The following is a 23,794-nucleotide window of genomic DNA, read 5'->3' as shown; positions in this document are numbered from 1 at the left end:
CCGAGAGAGGCAACGAGGGTCGTCGATGTGCAGCACTCCAAGATCCAGCAGCCTCCGGACCAAGTCATAGGAAGCAGGAGCTGAACTCTCTGCCAGATCGAGTGAGTACCGCCGCAGGTTGATGCAGCAGCACCACACGCCAAAGGCGTCACGCAGCGCGCTTTGTCGTTGTCCGCTGCCCATCGAGTAGTTAACCAATGGGCTGAGGTCAAAGTGCGTCCCAGGGCTGGCAATAACGACTTGCGTCTACGCGGGCCACGTTCTCCCTATCCCCGCGGACCGCCCATCACTGGCAGGATCGCGCCGCTGATGTAGCTGGCGCACGCGGGCGAGGCCAGGAATACATAGGCCGGTGACAGCTCTTCCGGCTGCGCGGGGCGGCCCATGTCGCTGTCCTTGCCGAACTCGGCCACGTCCTCGGCCTGCTTGTCGGCAGGGTTCAGCGGCGTCCACACCGGCCCCGGGGCCACGCAGTTCACCCGGATGCCACGCGGCAGCAGCTGGCTGGCCAGCGCCTTGGTGAAAGCATGGATGGCGCCCTTGGTGGCCGAATAGTCGATGAGGGCCTTGCTGCCGAACAGGCCGGTTTCCGAGCCGGTGTTGATGATGCTGGCGCCCTCGCCCAGATGCGGCAGCACCGCCCGCGCCATCTGGATGTAACCGCCGATGTTGGTCTGCAGGGTTTCCTGCAGGTGCGCGTCCTCCAGATCTTCCAGGCGCTCGCAGTGCAGCTGGAACGCCGCATTGTTGACCAGGATGTCGATGCCGCCGAACGCCTTGGCCACCTGCTTTATCGCCTTGTTGCAGAAGCGTGGATCGCGCACGTCGCCGGCAATCACCACGCAGCGCCCGCCTTCGCGTTCCACGTGCTGGCGGGTGATGTCCGCGTCCTCCGCTTCATCCAGATGCAGCACGGCGACATCGGCGCCTTCGCGGGCGAACAGCACGGCCACGGCGCGGCCGATGCCGGAATCACCGCCGGTGATGATCGCGCGCATGCCCTGCAGCTTGCCGCTGCCGACGTAGTCCGGGGCGAGGAAACGCGGCGCCAGTTCCAATGCATGCTCATGCCCGGGCTTGGCCAGGTGCTGGGCCGGCATGGTTTCCGGCTGCCGGCGCGCACCCGCCTGGGTGGTGGTCTTCTTCGTCGCCTTCCTGGTGGCGCGTGCGTCCTTGGCCTTCTCCTGGTCCTGCAGGCGCCGCTGCCGCGAGGCCACCCGGGCCGCGCGAGGATCACTCGACGCGGCCTTGCGGGTGGCGGTCTTCACCACGCGCGGGCGGTCGGTTTCGGCGACGGTCTTTGCCGTGGTGCTGCCTTTGCGCACCTTGGGCGATGCCTTGCGGCGGGCGGGGGTCTTTTTGGTGGTGGCCATGCAGGTCTCCTCGGGAGGGGGATGGGGTTGCCGGCCAGCGGCCGGCACTACCGGGGGCGGCGTGCGCCGCTCGTGCAGTGTCCCTGCCCGCGCTGTCGGTGGCGGTGAGCGCACCGTGTCCACCGCGTGCATGGCATTCATTCCGCCACCACGCGTGTCGTCGCACTCTTCAGGCCAAGACACGAGGAATGCCCAGATGAAACATGCGATTGCCACCGCCGCCGTCTGCTTTGCCCTTGCCGCCTGCAGCAGCAGTCCGGTTGCCCAGATCCAGCCGATCGATGGCGTGATTTCCGGCCAGTGCCACACCAACATGGTGCGCGGCGCCGTGGGCCTGGCCGCTTCGGCGATGACCGTCGAGCGCGCGCGCGTGGACAGCGACAGCCTGCACGTGCAGGTCACCCGCGGCAGCCGCGAGCAGAGCGGCAACACCGCCAGCGGCAATGCCGATCCGGCGGCGGGTGCGGCGCAGGAGGGCGGTGATCGCCTGACCATCGAAACCGGCCGCACCAACAACATCACCGCCATCTATTGCGGGTAAGCGCCGTCGCGCAATCGCGACGCGACACAGCGCTCAGGCGCTGCGCTTGGCCAGCCGTCGCGCCCGGCGCAGTACCTTCAGCGTGGCCTGCTCCCACTGCCGCGGGCCGCGCAGGCCCGCCAGCGACGCAAGCTCGCCGCGCTCCCAGCCGGCAAACACGCAGGGGTCGATATAGGCCTTGCGGCAGACCGCTGGCGTATTGCCCAGCCGCGCGGCCACCTGGCACACCACTTCGCGCTGCGCCTTGGCCAGCGCGCGCTGGCTGGCCGGCTCCGGCAGCTCGGTGGCGGCGAAGGTCTGCACCGCCGCCAGGGTGCCGCCCCAGGTACGGAAGTCCTTGGCGGTGAAATCCTCGCCCATCACCTCGCGCAGGTAGTCATTGACCGCACCGGAATCGACCGGCTGCACGACACCGTCGTCGTCGCGGTACTGGAACAGCGCCTGCCCCGGCAGCTGCTGCACGCCGCGCACCAGCGTGCCCAGCCTGCGGTCGCCCACGGTCACCTCGTGCAGCTGCCCGGATTTGCCGCGGAAGCGCATGCGCACGCGGCCACCGCGCAGCAGGTCCAGGTGGCGGTTGCGCAGCGTGGTCAGGCCAAAGGATTTGTTTTCCTTGGCATAGGTTTCATTGCCCACCCGCACCAGGGTGTCGGCCAGCAGCGCGACCACCACCGCCAGCACCTTCCCGCGGGGGAAACCGCGCGGCTTTAGATCGCGGCTGAGCCTGCGCCGCAGGGTCGGCAATGCTTCGCCGAAGGCGATGGTGCGGTCGAACTTGCCCGAATCGCGCACCGCCGCCCAGTCGGCGTGGTAGCGGTACTGCTTGCGCCCGCGCGCATCGCGGCCGGTGGCCTGCAGGTGGCCGTTGGCATGGGCGCAGATCCACACGGCGGTGTAGGCCGGCGGGATGGCCAGCGCGCGGATGCGCTGCAGGGTGGCGGCATCGCGCACGGCATGGCCATCGGCATCGCGGTAGGCAAAGCCCTTGCCTGCGCGGCGCCGGCTGATGCCGGGCTGGGTGTCATCGACATAGCGCAGGCCCGCCGCGCGTGCGGCCTGTCGTTCGGGGGTGGGGGCAGGAGACATGCCGCCAGTGTGGCGATCAGCGCGGCGTGGCCACGTCAATAACGCAAGACAAACACGTGAGGGGCCACGGGCGGCTATGCTCGGGTCTTCACAGTCCCTTCCGTTCCGGAGTCATGATGCCGTTCCAGATCCGCGCCCGTTCGCTCTCCGCCCTGCTGCTGCCGGCCGTGCTGGCGTTGTCCGCCTGCCAGGCGCCCGCGCTGGATGAGCAGGATTCGGCCACCGCCCACGCCCAGCAGGCCGCCGAAGCCGCCAAGGCCCCGGCCGATGAAGCCGGCAAGGCCACCGAAGCACCGCCGGCCGGCAACTGCGATGCCAGCCAGGTGCAGAGCCTGGTCGGCCAGGCCTACACCGACGCGCTGGGCAAGCAGGCCCAGGAAGATGCCGCCGCCAGCCAGGTGCGCGTGCTCAAGCCCAGCGACGTGGCCACGATGGAGTTCCTGGGCGATCGCCTGAACATCGAAGTGGACGAAAAGGGCCTGGTCAGCGGCGCCCGCTGCGGTTGAGTGAAAGCCAACGCCGGCAAGGGTTTGCCGGCGTTTTGGTTGCACGCGCAACCGTGTATTGCGGCGTTGCAACAACTGTGATCTAGTCGAGGCATCCGGTGGCCTCATGATGCGCTCCAGGGATTGGGCGGGCACGAGTGTCCCTGCTCATTTCATTACGCATCGAGGTAGAGATGGCCCCCCGCAACCGCCAAGGGCTTTACGACCCGCGCTCCGAGCGCGATGCCTGTGGATTCGGCATGGTCGCGCAGCTTGACGACCAGCCCTCGCGTCTACTGGTCGACACCGCCATCGCCGCGCTTTCGCGCATGACCCACCGTGGCGGCGTCGCCGCCGACGGCCTGACCGGCGATGGCTGCGGCCTGCTGCTGCGCCGCCCCGATGCCTTCCTGAAACTGCTGGCCAGCGAAGCCGGCATCACCGTGGGCGCGCGCTTCGCCGCCGGCCTGGTGTTCCTGCCGCACGATGCCGACGCCGCCCAGGCCTGCCGCACGCAGCTGCAGGCGCAGGTGGAAGCGGTGGGCTGCAAGGTCGCGGGCTGGCGCGAGGTGCCCACCGATGACAGCGTCTGCGGCCAGCTGGCCCGCGACACGCTGCCGCGCATCGAACAGGTCTTCGTCGACGCCGGTGTCGGCCAGGATGACGGCGGCTTCGCGCTGGCGCTGTTCTTGGCCCGCCGCCGCAGCGAACAGCAGCTGCGCGAGCATGCCGATTACTACGTCACCACCCTCAGCCCCAACGCGATCAGCTACAAGGGCATGGTGCTGCCGGACAAGCTGAGCCGCTTCTTCCCGGACCTGCAGCGCCGCGAACTGGCCTCCAGCGCCATCGTGTTCCACCAGCGCTTTTCCACCAACACGCTGCCGCGCTGGCCGCTGGCGCACCCGTTCCGCATGCTCGCCCACAACGGCGAGATCAACACCATCGAAGGCAACCGGCGCTGGGCGCAGGCGCGCAGCAAGGTGTGGAAGACCCCGCGCTTCGACATCGGCGAATTCGATCCGGTCATCTCCATGCACGGCTCGGATTCGCAGAGCCTGGACAACATGCTGGAACTGATGGTGTCCGGTGGCATGGAGCTGATCCAGGCGCTGCGCATCCTGGTGCCGCCAGCGACCCAGTCGCTGGAGTTCAAGGATCCCGACCTGGCCGCGTTCTACGAGTTCCATGGCCTGAACAGCGAGCCGTGGGACGGCCCGGCCGGCATCGTCGCCTGCGACAGCCGCTATGCGGTGTGTACGCTGGACCGCAACGGCCTGCGCCCGGCGCGCTGGATGCTGACCGCCGACCGCCACTTCCTGGTCGCCTCCGAAGCGGGCGTGTGGGAAGTGCCGACCGAGCGCGTGGTGCGCAAGGGCAAGCTCGGCCCGGGCGAGATGATCGCCATCGACCTCAAGCGCGGCGACCTGCTCGATTCGGAAGCCATCGACCGCATCAACCGTGGCCGCGCGCCGTACAAGCAGTGGCTGCAGCAGGGCGTCACCTACCTGCAGACCGAACTGATCGATCCCTCGCTGGTGGAGGAACCCTTCGACGAGGGCACCCTGCGCAGCTACCACAAGCTGTACCAGCTCAGCAGCGAGGAAGTGGAGCAGGTGCTGCGGCCGCTGGCCGAGACCGAGCAGGAAGCCACCGGCTCGATGGGCGATGACACGCCGATGGCCGTGCTCAGCCAGCGCAGCCGCCCGCTGTACGACTACTTCCGCCAGGCCTTCGCGCAGGTCACCAACCCGCCGATCGACCCGCTGCGCGAAGACTGCGCGATGTCCCTGTCCACCCAGCTCGGCAAGGAGACCAACATCTTCCACGCCGGCCCGGAGACGGTGAACCACGTCATCCTCAACTCGCCGGTGCTGAGCCAGCGCAAGCTGCGCCAGCTGCTGAAGATGGACCAGTACGTGCAGGCCAACCGCCTGCTCGACCTGTCCTACAGCGAGGACGAAGGCCTGCGCGCCGGCATCGAGCGCATCTGCGCCGAGGCCGAGCAGGCTGCCCGCGAGGGCATGGTGATGCTGCTGCTGTCCGACCGCTACCCGGTGGCCGGGCGGCCGATGGTGCACGCCCTGCTGGCCACCAGCGCCATCCACCACCACCTCTCGCGCCTGGGCCTGCGCTGCGACGTCAACCTGATCGTCGAGACCGGCACCGCCCGCGACCCGCACCACATGGCCTGCCTGCTCGGCTTCGGTGCCACCGCTGTGTACCCGTACCTGGCCTACCAGACCCTGTTCGACCTGGGCCGCCGCGGCATCCTCAAGCTCAGCAAGGGCGGCGAGCAGTCGCAGATCGGCCGCCGCTACCGCAAGGGCGTCTACAAGGGCCTGTCGAAGATCATCTCGAAGATGGGCATCTGTACCGTGGCCAGCTACCGCGGCGCGCAGCTGTTCGAGATCATCGGCCTGGAACCGGAGGTGGTCGACCTGTGCTTCCCCGATACCGCCTCGCGCATCGGTGGCGCCGGTTTCGCGCGCCTGGATGCCGATGCGCGCGAGCTGTGCGCGCAGGCCTGGGATGCGCAGCAGGGCGTGGATGTCGGCGGCCTGCTGAAGTACGTGCACGGCGGCGAATACCACATGTACAACCCGGACGTGGTGACCACCCTGCAGCGCGCGGCGCGCAGCGGTGACCCGCGTGCGTGGCAGCAGTACTGCGATGCCGTGCATGCACGGCCGCCGTCGGCGCTGCGCGACCTGCTGGAACTGGTGCCGGCGGGCACGCCGGTACCGCTGGACGAGGTGGCCCCGGCCAGCGAACTGTTCCCGCGCTTCGACACCGCCGCCATCAGCCTCGGCGCGCTGTCGCCGGAGGCGCATGAAGCGCTGGCCATCGCCATGAACCGCCTCGGCGGCCGCAGCAATTCCGGCGAAGGTGGCGAAGACCCCGCGCGCTACGGCACGCAGCGCCGCAGCAAGATCAAGCAGGTGGCCTCGGGCCGTTTCGGCGTCACCGCCGAATACCTGGTCAACGCCGAAGTGCTGCAGATCAAGGTCGCCCAGGGCGCCAAGCCTGGCGAAGGCGGCCAGCTGCCCGGCCACAAGGTCAACGAGCTGATCGCTCGCCTGCGCTATGCCAAGCCGGGCATCGGCCTGATCTCGCCGCCGCCGCACCACGACATCTATTCCATCGAAGACCTCGCGCAGCTGATCTACGACCTCAAGCAGGTCAACCCGACCGCGCTGGTGTCGGTGAAGCTGGTCAGCCATGCCGGCGTTGGCACGATTGCCGCCGGCGTGGTCAAGGCCGGTGCGGACCTGATCACCATCTCCGGCCATGACGGCGGCACCGGCGCCTCGCCGGTCAGCTCGATCCGCTATGCCGGCGTGCCGTGGGAACTGGGCGTGGCCGAAGCGCACCAGGCGCTGCTGGCCAACGACCTGCGCGGGCGCACCCTGCTGCAGACCGATGGCGGCCTGAAGACCGGCCTGGACGTGGTCAAGGCCGCGCTGCTGGGCGCGGACAGCTTCGGCTTCGGCACCGCGCCGATGATCGTGCTGGGCTGCAAGTACCTGCGCATCTGCCACCTCAACAACTGCGCCACCGGCGTGGCCACCCAGGATGACCGCCTGCGCGAGAACCACTTCACCGGCCAGCCCGAGCGCGTGGAGAACTTCTTCCGCCTGCTGGCCGAGGAAGTGCGTGGCTGGCTGTCCTACCTGGGCGCGCGTTCGCTGGAGGAGATCGTCGGCCGTACCGACCTGCTGCGGCAGATCGAGGCGGCGCCGCGCGATGGCGTGCGCGTGGACCTGTCGCGCCTGTTGGCCGATGCCCGTTACGAAGGCAGCCACTGCGCCGCGCAGCGCCTGTACGAATCGCCGGACAGCCTGGCCACGCAGATGGATGGCCTGCTGGCCGCGGCCATCGAACACAAGCAGGGCGGCGAACACCGCTTCCTGATCCACAACACCGACCGCAGCATCGGCACCCGCCTGGCCGGTGCCGTGGCCCGCGCGCATGGCAACCAGGGCATGGCCGAGGCACCGCTGGAACTGCGCTTCCGCGGCAGCGCCGGGCAGAGTTTCGGCGCCTTCAACGTCGGCGGCCTGCATCTGGAAGTGGAAGGCGAAGCCAACGACTACGTCGGCAAGGGCATGGCCGGCGGCCGCCTGGTGGTGCGCCCGCCGCGTGGCGCGCGCTTCGAGGCCCGCAGCACTGCCATCATCGGCAACACCTGCCTGTACGGCGCCACCGGTGGCGAGCTGTTCGCCGCCGGCCGCGCGGGCGAGCGCTTCGCGGTGCGCAATTCCGGCGCACTGGCGGTGGTGGAGGGTGCCGGTGACCACTGCTGCGAGTACATGACCGACGGCGTGGTGCTGGTGCTGGGCAAGGTCGGCCTGAACTTCGGCGCCGGCTTCACCGGTGGCCTGGCCTACGTGCTGGACGTGGATCGCGATTTCGTCGACCGCTACAACCACGAGCTGATCGACATCCACCGCGTGTCGGCCGAGGGGTTCGAGAACTACCGCCAGCACCTGCACCGCCTGATCGGCCGCCACCGCGAGCTGACCGGCAGCATCTGGGCGCAGCAGATCATGGACGAGTTCCGCGATTACATCGGCAAGTTCTGGCTGGTCAAACCCAAGGCCGCCAGCATCGAGTCGCTGACTGAAACCCTGCGACGCGCCGCGTGATTCCGCCCGGTAGTGCCGGCCACTGGCCGGCAACGTTCCCCTTCGCATTCCAGAGCCAGCCATGAGCCGCAAGCACGCTTTCCAGTTCCTCGACCTGCCCCGGACCATGCCGCAGCGCATCCCGGTCGAACTGCGCACCTCCGGCGACTGGGGTGAGCTGTACGGCAAGTTCGGCAAGGAAGACGCCCAGTACCAGGCCGGCCGCTGCCTGGATTGCGGCAACCCGTACTGCAGCTGGAAGTGCCCCGTGCACAACGCCATCCCGCAGTGGCTGCAGCTGGTGCAGGAAAACCGCATCCACGAAGCGGCCACGCTGTGCCACAGCACCAACCCGCTGCCGGAAGTGTGCGGCCGCGTCTGCCCGCAGGACCGCCTGTGCGAAGGCAGCTGCACGCTGGAGGAATTCGGCGCGGTGACCATCGGTGCGGTGGAGAAGTACATCGTCGATACCGCCCTGGCCAGCGGCTGGCGCCCGGACCTGGGCGCGGTGCAGCCCACCGGCCAGAGCGTGGCGGTGATCGGTGCCGGTCCGGCCGGCCTGGCCTGCGCCGACCGCCTGGCGCGTGCCGGCATCACCGCCGTGGTCTATGACCGCTACGAACAGATCGGCGGCCTGCTGCAGTTCGGCATCCCCAGCTTCAAGCTGGACAAGGACGTGATCCACCGCCGCCGCGAGGTGCTGGAGGGCATGGGCGTGCAGTTCCGCCTGGGCGTGGAGATCGGCCGCGATGTCAGCGTGCAGCAGCTGCTGGACAGCCACGATGCGGTCTTCGTCGGCACCGGCGCCTACCGCTACACCGATGGCGGGCTGGACGGGCAGGACCTGAAGGGCGTGCTGCCGGCCCTGCCGTTCCTGGTGCAGAACAGCCGCATCGTCAGCGGCGATGATCCGAAGGGCCGGCCGATTGCCGGCTGGGAGGACACCATCGCCCTGCCCGACCTCAACGGCAAGCGCGTGGTGGTGCTCGGCGGCGGCGACACCGGCATGGACTGCGTGCGCAGCGCCGTGCGCCTGGGCGCGGCCAAGGTGACCTGCGCCTACCGCCGCGACGAGGCCAACATGCCCGGCAGCGCGCGCGAGGTGGCCAACGCGCGCGAGGAGGGCGTGCGTTTCCTGTTCAACCGCCAGCCGCTGTCGATCGAAGCCGGTGCCGATGACGAAGTGATCGGGGTGACCGTGGTCGAGACCCACCTGGGCGAACCCGATGCCAATGGCCGCCAGAACGCGGTGCCGATCGAGGGCAGCGAATCGCTGCTGGAGGCGGACGTGGTGATCATTGCCTTCGGCTTCTCGCCGACCCTGCCGGCGTGGCTGACCGAACACGGCGTGGAAGGCCAGTCCAACGGCCGCATCGTGGCCGGTGGCAAGGACCGGCTGCCGTACCAGACCGCCCACCCGCGCCTGTTCGCCGGTGGCGACGCGGTGCGCGGCGCGGATCTGGTGGTGACTGCCGTCGCCGAGGGCCGCGACGCCGCGGCCAGCATCGTGCGTCTACTGGCGCACTGATCCGGCCGTCGCCGCCGCCTGTGCGGCCCGTGGCGCCGACGCTGGAGGGGCGTCGCACGCGGGCAGGTACAGGTCGAGGCTGACAGTGGTGCCCTCGCCGGGAATGCTGTGCAGCTGCAGTTCGCCGCCCAGTGCGGTGGCCAGCTCGCGGCAGATGGCCAGGCCCAGGCCGCTGCCACCGAAGCGGCGCGGGGTGGACGCTTCGGCCTGGGTGTAGGGCGCGAACACCGCCTGCTGCCGCGCCGGGCTGATGCCCACGCCGGTGTCGGCCACCTGCACGCGCAGGTACTGGCCCGAGGCGGCCTGGCGAAGCACCTGCAGGCGCAGCTCCACCCCGCCGTGCGCGGTGAACTTGAGCGCATTGCCGGCCAGGTTGAACAGGATCTGCTGCAGGCGTAGGCCATCGACCCTCGAGCGGGCCTGCAGCGCCGGATCCAGCACGCAGCGCAGCTGCAGGCCCTTGCCCGCGGCCAGTGGTGCCAGCAGGCGCTGCACGCCCCGCAGCAGCGCGGCGAGGTCGGTCGGCACGGCCTGCGGGGGCCGGCTGCCGATCGGCTGCCGCGCGCTGTCCAGCACCTCGTCGAGGATCTGCCGGAGCATCACGGCGGCCTCCTCGAGGCTGGCCAGCAGGTGCCGCTGCCGCGGGTCCAGCCGCGTACCGGCCAGGCCATCGAGCATGCCCACCAGGGTGTTCATCGGCGCGCCGATCTCCTGACGCATGGCCGCCAGGAAGTGGGCCTTGGCCACGACCGCCTGCTCCGCCTCGCGGCGGGCCTCGTCCAGGGCACTCGCATGCCGCCGTGCTTCAGTCACGTCCATCCAGTAGCCACGCCATTCGACCGCGTGGCTGTCACCGTCGCCACGGGGCAGCGGTCGCCCGTGCGAGCGCACCCAGCGCCAGCCCATCCGCCCCTGGCTGCGGAAGGTGACGTCGATCGGCCCGCGCACCCGTGCCGCGGCCTCGACATGGGCCATCACCGATGCGCGGTCGTCGGGGTGCACGGCCGCCAGCAGGCGTGCGTGCTCGACGCGCGCGCTGTCCACGTCCATGCCGAACAGGGCGTGCACGTCACCCGCAAGGTAGGGCACGCTGTAATCGCCACTGCCGCTGCGCCGCACCCGATAGACCACCGCCGGCAGGCCAGCGCTGAGTATCTGCAGGCGCTGCTGCAGTGCCCGGCGGCGCTGCACTTCGCGACGCAGCCGCCAGCGTCCAAGGGCATGCAGCAGGCCCAGCCCGAGCAGGGCCAGCAACGCGACGGCCAACCCGCGCGGCCACGGCTGTGGATGGCTGGCGGCGACCGGCAGGGCCACCAGCAGGACCAGCAGCACGCCGCCACAACGCCAGCGACGGTGCGCAGCGGCGGCATCAGGACAACCAGCGACACTCACGAAGAACTCCTCACGCCGCAGGCCGGACACACGGCTGCACGACGCAGCAGCCACCTGCCACGCTAGCGACACGGCGCGCAGCAGCAATGAGGAAAATTGCAAAACGCTCCAGCGTGCTGATAGCGACATACACTGCCGCCTCTACCACTGAGGGAGCCCGCGATGCGCATCGGCCTGGCCGCCAACCGCCTGCACCACCATGACGCGCGCGCTGCGCTGTTCCGCTGGCTGCGTGCCAGCGAGCCGGGCCTGCGCGAGCTGGGCGTGTCCCTGCATGCGGTCGGGCGCACCCACGACGCCATCGAGCGCAACGGCTTCCTGGCCGGTTATGCAGGCCTGCGGCGCTATCCCTACGGGCGCCAGGGTGGCCTGATGAAGCTGGTGGCCGAAGTGGTCGGCATGGGCCCGGAGCGGACCCTCGATGGTGCGATCTACTTCATCGATCCGGTCGATCCTTCGTCGGTGTTTCCCGAAGCGACCGCGCTCAAGCGGCAGTGCGTGATCCACGGCAAGCCGTTCATTTCGACGGTGGCCACCGCGCGCGACTGGATCGAGAACGAACGCATCCACGCTGGGCTGGCGGCCGATACCGGCGCCGATGACCTGCACGCGTTCGAGGGGCAGACCCTGGCGCTGATCGCCCACGATGCGATGAAGCCGGCGATGCTGGCCTTCGCCGACGAGCACTTCGATGTGCTGGCGCGCTTCGGCGAGCGCGTGGCGACCGGCACCACCGGCCAGCGCCTGAACGAACTGGCCTGGAGCCGCGGCTGGCCAAGCGATGCGCCGTGGGTGACGCGCTACCAGAGCGGCCCGATGGGCGGTGATGCGCAGATTGCCGACCGGGTGCTGGAGGGGCGTTGCCAGCGCGCGATCTTCTTCGAGGATCCGCACGTGGCGCGCCAGCATGAGGCTGACATCCAGCTGCTGGAGCGGGCGGTGACGACGGTGACCGACGAGGCGGTGTGCATTACCGCACCGCGGGTGGCGGCACGCTGGGCGACGGCGGCGGCGCTGCGCGCGGCCCGGTCATGATTGCGGCCAACGGCAGGTAGAGTCGACTGTTAGTCGACTGGCGTCGTGGCTTGGCCGGGTGGGGTGGGCTGCGCAGGACACGCCGTAAACCCATCCCTGGGGGCTCGTAGGCGCCATCCATGGCGCCTGCGGTCCTGCGCAACCCACCCCACCCGGCCACGGACAGTTTCCGTGCCGCCACGGAAGAAGAAACAAAGAGCAGGAGCGGGTCGCGCGCTGCGCACGCTTCTGTAGAGTCGAGCTTGCTCGACTGGGCGCGGTGCCGGAATCAACCGCAGTCGAGCAAGCTCGACGCTACAAAAGCTGGCGCAGCATGGCCTTGAGTCTGCGGCCTTCCAGCTGGAAGTAATCGCGCTGTTCGCGCCAGGCGGGGAAGCGTTGTTCCACTTCGTGCCAGAACGCGGGCGAGTGGTTGGGCTGGATCAGGTGGCAGAGTTCGTGCACCAGCACGTATTCGAAGGCGTCCGGGCGGCCCAGCACCAGGGCCAGGTCCAGCGCCATGCTGCCGTCCGGGGCCAGCGAGCCCCATTGCGAGGACATCACCTTCAGCCGCACGCGGCTGGGTGCGCGTGGCAGGCCGGGCAGGTACTTCGGCAGCCAGCGGCCGACGTCGGCGCGGGTCTGCGCCTCGTAGAACTCACGCAGCAGGCGGCGCAGGGTGGCATCGCCGGCACGGGTCGGCCATTGCACGCAGGCGCCGTTGCCGTCGATCTCCAGCCGCGCGAAGCGGCCTTCCTGCCAGCGCACCGGCAGCAGTTCGCCGCGCAGCGGCAGCATGCCGCCCTCGCCCGGTTGCAGCGGCGCCGGCAGGCCGTTGTCCTGGTAGACGCGCAGCTGCTGCGCCAGCCAGTCGCGGTGCTGTTCGAGGAAGCGCTCGCCCATCACCAGGCTCGCCCGCGGCGGCAGGGTCAGGCGCGCACCGCGCTCGTCCACGCTCAGCTTGATGCGGCGCGCGCGTGGATCGCGCACGCGCAGTACCTCGATCTCGGCATCATCCAGGCGCAGGCGAACGGTGTCGCGCTGCACGGTGGCGGGCGGGGTCGGGCCGATCAGGCGGCGCAGCAGGCGGCTCATGTGCCCAGCATAGCGCTGCGCGGGGCCGCTGGATGACCGGCGGCCCGCGCAGTGCCTGTTCAGTCAGCCTTGCTGAGCTTGAAGGCTTCTTCCAGCAACAGGAACAGGCGACGGATCTCGGCGCTCTGCAGGGCGAAGCGGGCGTCGAACTCGGCGCGGCGGCCGTCTTCGTCGGCATGCTCCAGCTGGTCCAGGGCACCGTCGAGGAACTTCAGCTTGCGCACGATCAGGTCGTCGCCGATGACGAAGGACAGGTTGTCCTCGAAGATCAGGGCCAGCTTGGTCACCTGCTTGCCGGCATCCAGGTGCTTGTCGATCTCGTCGCAGCGCAGCTCCTGGTGCTGGCACTTGACCACCGCGCCGCCTTCCACCGGGTCCTTCATCTCGCACTCTTCGCCCAGGCTCAGGCCGGTCGGCAGCGGCTCGCCGGCGATCCAGCCGGTCAGGATCGAGCGCGGCGCGACTTCGGCGTTCAGCGGCATGGCCGGGAAGCTGCCGAGCAGGCCACGGATGTCGGACATGAAGTACTCGCCGGTCTTGCGGCTGGAGGTGTCCACCGCGACGTAGCCGTGCTGCAGGTCGATGAAGGCATCGTTGCGCGAGGACTTCACGAAGGCGCGCGGCAGCAGCTCATGCAGCAGGTCGTCCTTCATGCGCTTGCGCTCGCGGCCACCGGGGCGGCGGCCTTCCTTTTCCTCGATCTCCTCCAGCTTGCGCTCGAGCAGGTCGTTGACCACCGCCGCCGGCAGGATCTTGTCCTCGCCGCCCACGGTCAGCCACAGGTGTTCGGCGATGCGGTGCGACAGCAGTTCCTTCTCCTCGCGGCCGAAGGGCGAGATGAAGCCGCGCGAATTCATTTCCAGCGCACCGACCGGCTTGAGCAGGGCGTGCGGCAGCAGGGTGTCCACTTCGGAGAAATCGGTGGTGGTCGGGAAACGGAAGAACGTCAGGTTGCGAAAGAACATGGAATTCCGGATGGCGAAGAGGAAGGGCGTCCCACCTTAAGCGGCGGGCGTCTCGGGAACTGCGTCGGCGTCGGCCGGAAAACCGGCCAGCCAGGCATGGGCATCGGACACGGGTGCAGCGTCGCGACGGCCCAGCGCCATGAAGTCGAACAGGCTGGCATCGGCCAGCTGCGAGGGGTGGATCTGGCCCATGGCCCGGGCGATCTGGTCGATGCGGCCGGGATGGTCCTTTTCCCACTGCTGGAGCATCAGCCCGACCTGGCGGCGTTGCAGGTTTTCCTGGCTGCCACACAGGTTGCACGGGATGATCGGGAAATCACGGGCCCGGGCGTACGCGACGATGTCGTGCTCGCGTACGTAGGCCAGTGGGCGGATGACCACGTGGCGGCCGTCGTCGCTGCGCAGTTTCGGCGGCATGCCCGACAGCTTGGCGTGGTGGAACAGGTTCATGAAGAAGGTGGCCACCATGTCGTCGCGGTGGTGGCCCAGCGCGATGCGGGTGAAGCCGTGCTTCTCGGCGTGGTTGTACAGCGCGCCGCGGCGCAGGCGCGAGCACAGCGAACACATCGTGCGGCCTTCGGGGATGACCCGGCTGACCACCGAATAGGTGTCCTGCTCGATGATCTGGTACGGCACGCCCAGGCCGGCCAGGTACTGCGGCAGCACGTGTTCGGGGAAGCCGGGCTGCTTCTGGTCCAGGTTCACCGCCACCAGCTCGAACGGCACCGGCGCCTTCTTCTGCAGCTGCAGCAGCAGGTCCAGCAGCGTGTAGCTGTCCTTGCCGCCGGACAGGCAGACCATGACCTTGTCACCGGCCTCGATCATGCCGAAGTCGGCAATGGCCTGGCCGACCTGGCGGCGCAGGCGCTTTGCCAGCCGGTGCTCCGCGCCCACGTCCCGGCGCGGTGCGACAGTCGCACGCGGCAGGGGATCGGGCAGGGAAATCACGGCGCTCATGGGCTCCATTCTACCGGCTTGGGGCCGGCGCCGGCCGCGGCGCGGGGCCGCCCTCTCCCGATGGTCATCGGCGCTGTGTATGCTCGGAGGCTGTGGATACCTATAGCCCCGCCGAGATCGTCGAACGCCTCGTCGCCCTGCGCGCCGAACACCGCGTGCTGGATGAACAGATCACCCGGATGGCCGCCAATGGCGAGGACGAGCTGGAGTCGAAACGGCTGAAGCGGCGCAAGCTGCAGTTGAAGGACTGCATCGCCAAGCTGGAAAGCCTGCAGATTCCCGACGAGCCGGCGTAAGCGCGGTCCCCATCCACGCATGGCGTGGATCTACCTGTCCGGGATGTCGGCGTTCCACGCCGGTTCGCCGTCGACGCTCAGCGCGCAGCGGCGCACGGCCCGTCCACGCGGCAATGCAGGCGCAGCGGGTGGCCGTACCAGTCGCCCTGCAGGCCCGCGCCGGCGGCTGCGTCTTCATCGCCGGCAATGCGCTCGGCACCGGCCAGCCACAGGGTGTAGCGCGGCACAGCGCCGTCGCCGGCGTCCACGCACAGGCGCACCGGTGCATCGGCCAACCGCCCCGGCAGGGTGTCCTCCACGCAGGCCGGTGCCGCCTGGGCAGTGCCGGCGGCGAGCAGCAGGGCCGGCAGCAGCCACGCGGGGCTGATCCACCGGCCAGCGCGGTTCATGGCTGCGGCGTCGGTTCTTCCGGGCGCGCCGCTTCCGGGCTGACGCGCTCGATGGTGTGGCGCAGTTCGCGGCCGAGGATGAACTTGGCATCCTTGGCCCAGCTGTCCAGGCGGTCGTCGAACAGCAGCTTGCTGTTCTCGTCCGGCCACACCAGGCGCAGCTCGCGCAGCTTCTGGATGAAGCCACGGAACAGCGACTTGTCGAAGAACTCCGGCGCGGCCGGCGCGTACAGTAGGCTCAGGCGCTGCGCAGCCTGCTGGCACAGGCTTTCCAGCTCGGCGGTGCCCAGCGTGCCCGGGCCGTTCTTCACCAGCACCGAAATGGCGATGTAGTACCGCTCGAACGCCTGCTGCAGCGAATGGCCGATGGCACGCAGGCGGAACACCTCGTCGGTCTGCCCGGTGTTGCGGGTCAGCATGCCGCCGTCATCGTCGTTGACCTGCTGCAGCAGGCCCTCGCGGATGAACACGTCGATGGTCTGTTCGATGCGCTGGGCGAACTCGTCCTCGTTCCACGGCAGGAACAGCTCGGCCTGCAGGAACGGGTACACGGTGCGGCCCAGGCGGACCAGGCCGGTGCGGCTCATGCGGCGGTTGTTCTGGAAGCAGCAGGCCACCCACGACGAGGCGGTGAACAGGTGCACCACGTTGTTGCGGAAGTAGCTGAGCAGCACCGCGGTATCGCCGCTGACGCTGAGCACGTCGCCCAGCGGGTGCTTGATGCGGGTGAGGACGTTGATTTCCTCGGCGTGGGCGATGATGCGCTCCGGCGAGTGCGGGGTCACCGTCACCCGGCCCGAATACGGCATCTCTTCCAGCAGCGTCTTGCACAGCTCGATCTGCGCGATCAGGTCGGCCTCGCCCATCGCGTGCTTGGGCGTGGACAGCAGCGCCAGCGCCAGCAGGTTGATCGGGTTGACGTCGGCGGCACCGTTGATGCGCACCTGGATGCGGTCGGCCAGGGTGTCCACGGTGGTCGACAGCCACGACGGCTTCTCATCCTCCGGCACCGCCTCGCCGTTCCACTCCGGCGCCTTCTCGGCCAGCACGTCGTTCAGGGCGATCGGTTCACCGAAGTTCACCACCACCTGGCCGTAGTTCTGCTTGAGCACCTTGGGGATGCCCCACAGCAGCGACCAGATCGATTCCTTCTCCTTCGGCCGCCCGGACAGTTCGTCCAGGTAGCTGCCGCCTTCCATCAGCTTCTCGTAGCCGATGTAGATGGGCTGGAACAGCACCGGCTTGCGCGGCTGGCGCAGGAACGCGCGCAGGGTCATCGAGATCATGCCGCCCTTGGGCTGCAGCAGGCGCCCGGTGCGCGAACGGCCACCCTCGACGAAGTACTCGATGGAATAGCCGCCGGCCACCAGCTGCGCGACGTATTCGCTGAGCACGGCCGAGTACAGCGCGTTGCCGCGGATCGAGCGGCGGATGAAGAACGCACCGCCCTTGCGCAGCAGGGTGCCGACCACCGGCAGGTTCAGGTTGATGCCGGCCACGATGTGCGGCGGCACGATGCCACGGTCGTACAGCAGGTAGGACAGCAGCAGGTAGTCCATGTGGCTGCGGTGGCTGGGCACGTACACCACTTCGTGGCCCGGCGCGGCGGCCTTGAACTTGTCCAGGTGGTGCACCAGCACGCCGGCGTAGATGCGGTTCCACACGTGGCTGAGCATGAAGCTGGCCGAACGCACCACCGGGCTGGAATAGTCCGCGGCGATTTCCCAGGCGTAGGCGTGCGCCTTCTTCCAGGCGTCGGCGGGCTTGGAGTTGTCGCGCTTGGCCTGGGCGGCAATCGCCTCGCGCACCGGTTCGGCGGCCAGCACCTGGTCCACCAGCAGGCGCCGGGTGGACAGGTCGGGGCCGATGACCGATTCGCGGATGCGGCGGAAATGGGTACGCAGCACGCGCTGCAGCTTGCGCACGGTGCGTTCGGGCTCCAGGCCCTCGTCCACGGTGCTGCGCAGCGAGATCGGCGGGGCGAAGCGCACGATGGTGCTGCGGCCGTTCAGCAGCAGCCCCAGCAGGCGACGGAAGCGGCCGACCAGCGCCCAGTTTTCCGAGAACAGCACGGCGAACCAGCCGCTCTGCTTGTCCGGCGCGCGGCCGACGAAGATCGACACCGGCACCAGGTGCACGTCCAGGTCATCGCGCACGCGGTGCGCCTGCAGGACCTTGGCCAGCGAATCGGAGTGGGTCTTGGCGCCGCGCTGCTCGGGGATGAGCGAGTTGCTGGAACTGCGCCGCGACAGGGCCAGGTAGGCGCGCTTGCGGCCGGTCGGGTCGCCGGCCAGCGGCACCAGCGGCGACGGCAGGCCGGCCTGGCGGCAGGCCTTGTCCAGGATCAGCGCGTTGGACAGGCCGTAGTCTTCCAGCACGTAGACGACCGGGCGGCCATCGTTGTACTGGCCCGGGTCTTCCGGCTCGATCTTCAGGGCCAGCCACGGCTCGACCAGGCGGCCAAGCAGTCTTGCCCACAGGGGGCGGCGGCCAGCGGGACGGGCGTGCGCGGGCGGCGGCACCGGGTTGGGGCCGGTGCCGGTCGAGGGAGACGCCGCGGCCGGATCGGCGGGCGTCTGCTGGGGTTCTTCGCCGGGGAACGGCAGCGGGTTCTGTTTCGACATCGGCGCCATTATGGCTTAGGCGGCGTGGTTGCCGCTTCCCCGCTGGCGGCGGGGGCCTGCGCAGGCGCCGGCGCGGCCGCCGCGCGGGCCGCATCGGCCTTGCGCAGCAGGGCGTCGGTATCGGCCAGGGTGCGGGTCAGGTACCAGTGGCCTTCACGCCGGCTCAGCGGCAGCTGCAGCTGCAGGGTGCGCCCGGCCAGTTCGTACTCCATGCGCACCAGGGCGTTGTCGCCTTCCACTGAAAGCAGTTCCCCGCGCAGGCTGCGCAGGGCGTCGTCCACGCCCAGCCCGTAGCTGGCCAGGACCGCCTTGACCGTGTGCAGAAACGGCGCCAGCTGCTGCAGGCTGCCTTCCATGCCGGCTGCACGCAGGCCGTCTTCATCGTCGAAGCCCACCTTGGCGGCGGCCTCGACCAGCGCGGCGATGCTGCTGCGGGCGCGGGCCCGGTCGCTGATCGGCGCGCCCTGCGCCCAGCCGGCCAGGGTTTCCACCAGGGCGATGTAATGCGTCTGCTGGCTGGGGGTGTAGCCCTTCTGGTGGCGCAGGTACTGCACGCCGAAGTTGCCCATCGACTGGGCCGCCTGGCGCACCGCGCTGGCCTGGCCGGCCAGCTGGCGGTCGAAACTGCGCTGCAGCTGGGTGGCGGCCTGCGGCTCGCGCAGGGCGGCCAGCATCGGCAGCATCTGGTCGCCCAGAGGCAGCTCGCCCAGTGGCCACTGGCTGTGGCCCTCGGTCCAGGCCTGCTGCAGGCGCTGGTACTGGCCCGGCGGCACCGACAGGCGCGCGTACCCGACCAGATCATCCTCGACCAGGCGCTGGGCCATGGCCTGCACCGCCGCCACCGGCTCGGCCGCCGGCTTGGCCGGGTCGCTGCCGGATTGGCGGCACGCGGCCATCGCCAGAAGCACCATGGCTGCCAGCCCCCATCCACGCGCAGACCTTCGTCGCACTGCCACGCTCATGCAATCGGACTCCCCGTACCGGCCCGCATCTTGCGGCCTGCAAGGTGACAGCGGCAAGCCGTGCGATCACGGTTCCGCCAGGAAAGTGGGCCGGATCCTTGGGCAAACGGCCAAGCAGCGGGGTCAGAGCCCTTTCGCGCGCGAAAGGGATCCGACCCCGGGCGATAAAAAAAGAGCCCGGATCACGGGGATCGCAGGCTCTTCAAACCGGCGCGGGGGCCGGTGGACAGTTGTGGCACATCTCCGGCCCAGGGGCCGGATGGCGGCGATGCTACGCCGCCGCCGAAGTTAAGGCAATACGTCATGTAACATGACTTAAATAATTGATTTTATTGAATCAATCCTTCTGCCAGACCGATTCAATGAAATCTACGGCATGTTTTTCGGCGATTCGGGCATAAACGCCGGGGTAACCGGGCCGCGCGCAGCCCTCACCCCAGCTGACGATGCCGAACTGGGTCCAGCCGTCGCGCAGCTTGAGCATCAGCGGGCCGCCGGAATCGCCCTGGCAGCTGTCGACGCCCGCGCGCCCGGCGCAGATGACCTTGCCGCGCGCGAGCTCGCCGGCGTATGCGTGCTGGCAGTCGGCAAACGGCACGAACGGCACCTGCACCGTCTGCAGCTGGGTCGGCAGCTCGCTGGCGCCCTCCTCGGTGGTGCCCCAGCCGATCACGGTGAAGTCGCGACCCGGCTTGAGGTAGCTGGCGTCCGGGCGCAGGCGCAGGGTCACCGGCTGCGCATCGGCCAGCGGGGCGTCCAGCTGGATCAGGGCGAGGTCGTGTTCCAGCGAATTGCCGCTGTTGAAGGCCGGATGCACATGGATGGCCTTGACGTTGGAGGCGCGCGGCGCGGCGCCGGTGGACAGCGCAGTGACGTTGCCGGCCACCGCGATTCCGGCGGGCGCTTCACCCTGCATGCAGTGCGCGGCGGTCAGCACCCACGACGGCGAAATGAGGGTGCCGCCGCAGAAGTGGCGGTCATGGTCGGTGTCACCGTCGAAAACGCCCTGGATGCTGACCATGAACGGGTACTGCCCCGGCTGGGCGTCCTCGCCGCCGATGATGCGCGGCGTTTCGCGGGGCTCGGGTGCGGCGAAGGCGGGCGCCGCGCTGACAGCCAGCAACAGGCCGGCAAGCACTGCAGAGGTGCTGCGATACATATCCGTGTACTCCCTCTCTGATGGTTGGAACCGGCGCAGCCGTGGGCGGCGCCGGTGCATCGATTGGGAGGGAGCGGCGTTCCGATCCAGTGCGACCGTGCGCACGGTTTTTCGCTGCGGGGTCGACAGCGACAGCGCTGGGCCCACAAATGCGAACGCCATCCCACACGAGGCGGGATGGCGTTCGGTATTGCGCTGTGACCGGCGGCGCCGGCAGGCTCAGCGTGCAGCCAGAGCCGACGCGATTTCCTGCTGGATCGCCCGCGCAGCCGACTGCGGATCGGCGGCCAGGCGGATCGGGCGGCCGACCACGATGGCATCGGCGCCATCGGCGAAGGCCTGGGCCACGCCGACGGTGCGCTTCTGGTCATCGCCTACCGGGCCGCCCGGACGGATGCCCGGGCAGACGATCGAGAACCCGGCGCCGGTGGCGGCGCGGATCGGGCCAGCTTCCTGGCCGGAGGCGATCACGCCATCGATGCCGGCGGCCTGGGCGGCCAGCGCGCGCTCGACCACCACGTCCACCGGCTCGCGGTCGATGCCCATCTGCGCCAGGTCCGGGCGCCCCATCGAGGTCAGCACCGTCACCGCCAGCAGGCGCATGTCGCTGCTGTTGGCGGCCGCGCAGGCCTCCATCATCGCCGGGTGCCAGCCGTGGATGGTGGCGTAGCTGACCGGCCACTGCGACAAGCGCTTGATCACCGCCGCAGCGGTGGCCGGGATGTCGAAGAACTTCAGGTCGACGAACACGCGCTTGTCGCGGCGCGCCAGCTCCTCCAGCACCTGGAAATACTCGCCGGAGGCGAGCAGTTCCATGCCGATCTTGTAGAACGCCACGCTGTCGCCCAGGCGATCGACCCACGCCAGCGCCTGCACGCGGTCAGGCACGTCCAGGGCGAAGATCAGCCGTTCGTCATCGCGCAGCGGCAGCGGTGCGCGGCTCACGGTGCGTAATCCAGCGCCGCACGCTTGGCGTCGTGGCGGGCCTGGCGCGACTGGGTGTAGTCATTGTTGAACTGGGCCGGCTCGAAACCGCCGTAGGTCGGGTTCGGCAGCATCCACCAGCGCTCGCCGAACCAGTCGTGGTACTGCTGCAGCAGCGCGTCGCGGCCTTCGTTGGTGTTGGCGGTCACTTCCACGAAGTCACCCATCTGGTCACCAAACTGCATCAGCACGCGGTACTGCTGGCCGGCCAGGCGGCGGCGGCAGTTCTTCTCGCTGCCGTTCTGCTCGCAGTCCTTCACCACGGTGCCCAGGCCCAGGAACACGCTGTCGTCGGCCACCGGCAGGCCCTGCTCGCGCAGGTTGGCCAGGGTCGCGTCCTTCAGGTGCACGGCGCGGTTGGAGATGTACAGCAGGGTCACGCCCTTGGCGTTGGCGGCCTTGGCGAAATCAACCACGCCGGGGATGGCCTTGGCCTTCTTCTCGGCCACCCACTGGTCCCAGGTCAGCTCGTCGTATTCCTTGCCGTCGCGCACCAGGCGCGCCTGGTAGGGCGAGTTGTCCAGCACGGTTTCATCCACGTCCAGCACCACGGCCGGCTTCAGGCCCTTGGCCGCGTTGCCGCGTTCTTCCGGCACCAGCGCATCCCAGTGGGCTTCCTTCAGCGCGGCGTCCAGGTGGTCGGCGGCGGCGCGGTAGGTCTGTTCGGTGATCGCCTTGTACTCCTGCGCACGCTGCATCCACAGCACGGCATTGAGGTTGTCATTGGCGGTCGCATCAAGCGCACCGTCGGCCTTGGCGGCCGCGGCCGGGGCATCGGGGGCGGGGGTCTCGGCGGCAGGCGCATCCACGCGCTTGCAGGCAGACAGGCCGATCGCCGCAGTGGCGAGCAGGGTCAGGGACAGGGAAACGGGACGACGCATCAGGATTCACCGGCAATCAGATATACCCGGCCATTTTACCGGCAAAGATGACCGTGGCACGGCTATGCTTCGGGGTTGACCCGTTGCCTTGCGGAGGCCGCCATGACCGATCCCGTCCAGACCCCCGACGTCCCCCTGCTCGATGCCGTCCAGGCCCGCCTGCTGGGCTGCCTGGTGGAAAAGGAGGCGACCACCCCGGATACCTACCCGCTGACGGTCAATGCCGCGCAGTCGGCGGCCAACCAGAAGACCGCCCGCGAGCCGGTGATGAACGTCGATGCCGGCAGCGTGCAGCACGCCCTGCGCCAGCTGGAGACACTGGGCCTGGCGCGCCAGCACTTCTCCTCGCGCGCCGACCGCTACGAGCACCGCCTGCAGGGCGCGCTGGACCTGACCCGGCAGCAGACCGTGCTGCTGGCGATGCTGCTGCTGCGCGGTCCGCAGACCTTGGGCGAACTGGTCACCCGCAGCGAGCGCCTGTACCGCTTCGCCGACGTGGACGAAGCCCGCCACGCCATCGAGCGCCTGCAGCAGCGCGCCCTGCTGGTGGTGCTGCCGCGCGCCAGCGGCCAGCGCGAGGACCGCTACATGCACCTGCTGTGCGGTGAAGTGGACGGTGCAGCCCTGGCGGCGAAGTACGCCAGCAGCGGCGGTGGCAGCAGCGAAGCGGCCGACCCCGGCCTGGCCGAGCGCGTGGCCCAGCTGGAAGCGGCAGTGGCCGAGCTGCAGGCGCAGCTGGCCGAACTGCGCGGCGGTTGAGGGCATCCGCCGGGCATGGCCCGGCGCTACCGGATGCCGTGCGCAGGGTAGCGCCGGGCCATGCCCGGCGAGCACAGCGGCGCGTGAACCTGGCCATGGGGTCGGAGCCCGCCTTGCGGGATCCGACCCCAACCAGCACGGTCAGACCTCGGCCGCCCCCGCCGTGGCGTACAGCCGGCTGGGGCTGTCCACGCCCGGCAGCTGGATCACCCCGCGTTCCTGCATGCCCAGCCCCAGCAGGATCCGCCCGGAGGCCACGTTGTCCAGGTCGGTGATGCCGTACAGGTCCTCGATGCCCAGCTCGGCACGCGCGTGCGCCACGACCGCCCGTGCCGCCTCGCTGGCATAGCCCTGCCCCGCGAACTCCGACAGCACCGCATAGCCGATATCCGGCCCCGGCAGGCCATCGCGCCGCACCAGCCCGGCATTGCCCAGCCACGCGCCGTCGGCCAGGCGCTCGATCGCGTACATGCCGAACCCGTTCAACGCATAGCTGTGCAGCACGCGCAGCGCGATGTACTCCCGCGCCTGTTCCTCGCTGTGCACGTTGCGGTCGCCGATGAAGCGCACGAAGCCTGGATCATTGAGCAGCGCCAGCATCGGCGCAGCATCCCGGTCTGGTTCCAGGCGGCGCAGCCGCAGACGTTCGCTTTCGATGGGTTGCATGCACGGATCT

20 protein-coding genes are annotated in these 23,794 nt (G+C 69.4%); 7 read left to right on the top strand and 13 right to left on the bottom strand.

All coding sequences use genetic code 11. The features are described from left to right. Positions 1–266: 266 nt before the first annotated feature. Positions 267–1,373 carry an SDR family oxidoreductase gene (locus C1926_RS00460; RefSeq protein WP_108757897.1) on the bottom strand — a complete coding sequence of 369 codons (1,107 nt, stop codon included), beginning with the start codon at positions 1,371–1,373 and terminating at the stop codon, positions 267–269. 196 nt (positions 1,374–1,569) lie between these two features. Here C1926_RS00460 and C1926_RS00455 point away from each other — a divergent pair, with 196 nt between their 5' ends. Then, complete coding sequence (locus C1926_RS00455) at positions 1,570–1,914, top strand: hypothetical protein (protein WP_108757896.1); 345 nt, start codon at positions 1,570–1,572, stop codon at positions 1,912–1,914. Between the two features lie 33 nt (positions 1,915–1,947). Here C1926_RS00455 and C1926_RS00450 read toward each other — a convergent pair whose 3' ends face one another. Continuing rightward, a complete protein-coding gene (locus C1926_RS00450; protein ID WP_108757895.1) occupies positions 1,948–3,000 on the bottom strand; it encodes a DNA topoisomerase IB in 1,053 nt (350 codons plus the stop codon). 116 nt (positions 3,001–3,116) lie between these two features. On the opposite strand from C1926_RS00450, the gene C1926_RS00445 reads away from it, so the two are divergent. The 3 genes from C1926_RS00445 to C1926_RS00435 all read left to right on the top strand — a co-directional run bounded on the left by C1926_RS00445 (position 3,117) and on the right by C1926_RS00435 (position 9,641). Continuing rightward, positions 3,117–3,506 carry an I78 family peptidase inhibitor gene (locus tag C1926_RS00445; protein ID WP_079225454.1) on the top strand — a complete coding sequence of 130 codons (390 nt, stop codon included), beginning with the start codon at positions 3,117–3,119 and terminating at the stop codon, positions 3,504–3,506. A gap of 173 nt (positions 3,507–3,679) precedes the next feature. Then, positions 3,680–8,134: a glutamate synthase large subunit gene (gene gltB, locus C1926_RS00440; protein ID WP_108757894.1), complete on the top strand. Its 4,455-nt coding sequence runs from the start codon at positions 3,680–3,682 to the stop codon at positions 8,132–8,134. Positions 8,135–8,195: 61 nt separating this feature from the next. Continuing rightward, positions 8,196–9,641 carry an FAD-dependent oxidoreductase gene (locus C1926_RS00435; protein WP_108757893.1) on the top strand — a complete coding sequence of 482 codons (1,446 nt, stop codon included), beginning with the start codon at positions 8,196–8,198 and terminating at the stop codon, positions 9,639–9,641. Here the strand turns inward: C1926_RS00435 and C1926_RS00430 are convergent. Next, positions 9,627–11,033: an ATP-binding protein gene (locus tag C1926_RS00430; protein WP_343125647.1), complete on the bottom strand. Its 1,407-nt coding sequence runs from the start codon at positions 11,031–11,033 to the stop codon at positions 9,627–9,629. The two genes, C1926_RS00435 and C1926_RS00430, sit on opposite strands and share 15 nt — an antisense overlap. 162 nt (positions 11,034–11,195) lie before the next feature. On the opposite strand from C1926_RS00430, the gene C1926_RS00425 reads away from it, so the two are divergent. Beyond that, entirely contained in the window at positions 11,196–12,068 is an 873-nt protein-coding gene (locus C1926_RS00425) for a methylglyoxal synthase (protein ID WP_108757891.1), read from the top strand. 294 nt (positions 12,069–12,362) lie between these two features. On the opposite strand, the gene C1926_RS00420 is transcribed toward C1926_RS00425, so the two are convergent. The 3 genes from C1926_RS00420 to ttcA are packed head-to-tail and all read right to left on the bottom strand — an operon-like array spanning position 12,363 to position 15,073. Continuing rightward, entirely contained in the window at positions 12,363–13,142 is a 780-nt protein-coding gene (locus C1926_RS00420) for a SprT family zinc-dependent metalloprotease (protein ID WP_079224586.1), read from the bottom strand. A gap of 59 nt (positions 13,143–13,201) precedes the next feature. Continuing rightward, positions 13,202–14,107, bottom strand: a complete 906-nt coding sequence (locus C1926_RS00415; RefSeq protein ID WP_005411825.1) for a recombination-associated protein RdgC — start codon at positions 14,105–14,107, stop codon at positions 13,202–13,204. A gap of 36 nt (positions 14,108–14,143) precedes the next feature. After that, the gene (ttcA, locus tag C1926_RS00410; protein WP_108757890.1) at positions 14,144–15,073 is read right to left on the bottom strand and encodes a tRNA 2-thiocytidine(32) synthetase TtcA; all 930 of its coding nucleotides are present in this window, start codon (positions 15,071–15,073) and stop codon (positions 14,144–14,146) included. An 83-nt stretch (positions 15,074–15,156) separates the two neighbouring features. Here ttcA and C1926_RS00405 point away from each other — a divergent pair, with 83 nt between their 5' ends. Further along, positions 15,157–15,360, top strand: a complete 204-nt coding sequence (locus C1926_RS00405; RefSeq protein ID WP_079224582.1) for a YdcH family protein — start codon at positions 15,157–15,159, stop codon at positions 15,358–15,360. 77 nt (positions 15,361–15,437) lie between these two features. On the opposite strand, the gene C1926_RS00400 is transcribed toward C1926_RS00405, so the two are convergent. From C1926_RS00400 to C1926_RS00375, 6 genes are all read right to left on the bottom strand, one after another. Continuing rightward, positions 15,438–15,749 carry a hypothetical protein gene (locus tag C1926_RS00400; protein WP_108757889.1) on the bottom strand — a complete coding sequence of 104 codons (312 nt, stop codon included), beginning with the start codon at positions 15,747–15,749 and terminating at the stop codon, positions 15,438–15,440. Then, positions 15,746–18,382 (bottom strand): glycerol-3-phosphate 1-O-acyltransferase PlsB, encoded by a 2,637-nt coding sequence (gene plsB, locus C1926_RS00395; protein ID WP_079224579.1) that lies wholly within the window; start codon positions 18,380–18,382, stop codon positions 15,746–15,748. The genes C1926_RS00400 and plsB overlap by 4 nt, the downstream gene beginning before the upstream one ends. Further along, a complete protein-coding gene (locus tag C1926_RS00390) occupies positions 18,382–19,335 on the bottom strand; it encodes a hypothetical protein (protein ID WP_108757888.1) in 954 nt (317 codons plus the stop codon). Before C1926_RS00390 ends, plsB begins: the two co-directional genes overlap by 1 nt. A 337-nt stretch (positions 19,336–19,672) precedes the next feature. Then, positions 19,673–20,494 carry a serine protease gene (locus C1926_RS00385; RefSeq protein ID WP_108757887.1) on the bottom strand — a complete coding sequence of 274 codons (822 nt, stop codon included), beginning with the start codon at positions 20,492–20,494 and terminating at the stop codon, positions 19,673–19,675. A gap of 219 nt (positions 20,495–20,713) precedes the next feature. Continuing rightward, on the bottom strand, positions 20,714–21,439 hold the full coding sequence (gene pyrF, locus C1926_RS00380; protein WP_108757886.1) for an orotidine-5'-phosphate decarboxylase: 726 nt from the start codon (positions 21,437–21,439) through the stop codon (positions 20,714–20,716). Beyond that, a complete protein-coding gene (locus C1926_RS00375; protein WP_079224572.1) occupies positions 21,436–22,359 on the bottom strand; it encodes a 5'-nucleotidase, lipoprotein e(P4) family in 924 nt (307 codons plus the stop codon). The genes pyrF and C1926_RS00375 overlap by 4 nt, the downstream gene beginning before the upstream one ends. Positions 22,360–22,461: 102 nt before the next feature. Between C1926_RS00375 and C1926_RS00370 the strand changes: the two genes are divergently transcribed. Next, positions 22,462–23,118, top strand: coding sequence for a DUF480 domain-containing protein (locus C1926_RS00370; RefSeq protein ID WP_108757885.1), 657 nt, complete (start codon positions 22,462–22,464; stop codon positions 23,116–23,118). Positions 23,119–23,259: 141 nt separating this feature from the next. Here the strand turns inward: C1926_RS00370 and C1926_RS00365 are convergent, their stop codons facing one another. After that, complete coding sequence (locus C1926_RS00365; RefSeq protein ID WP_108757884.1) at positions 23,260–23,784, bottom strand: GNAT family N-acetyltransferase; 525 nt, start codon at positions 23,782–23,784, stop codon at positions 23,260–23,262. Positions 23,785–23,794 lie beyond the last annotated feature (10 nt).

It is taken from the genome of Stenotrophomonas sp. ZAC14A_NAIMI4_1, assembly GCF_003086915.1.
Lineage (GTDB): Bacteria > Pseudomonadota > Gammaproteobacteria > Xanthomonadales > Xanthomonadaceae > Stenotrophomonas.
The sequence above is the reverse complement of the archived record's forward strand: the minus strand, read 5'-3'. Positions and strand labels throughout refer to the sequence as shown.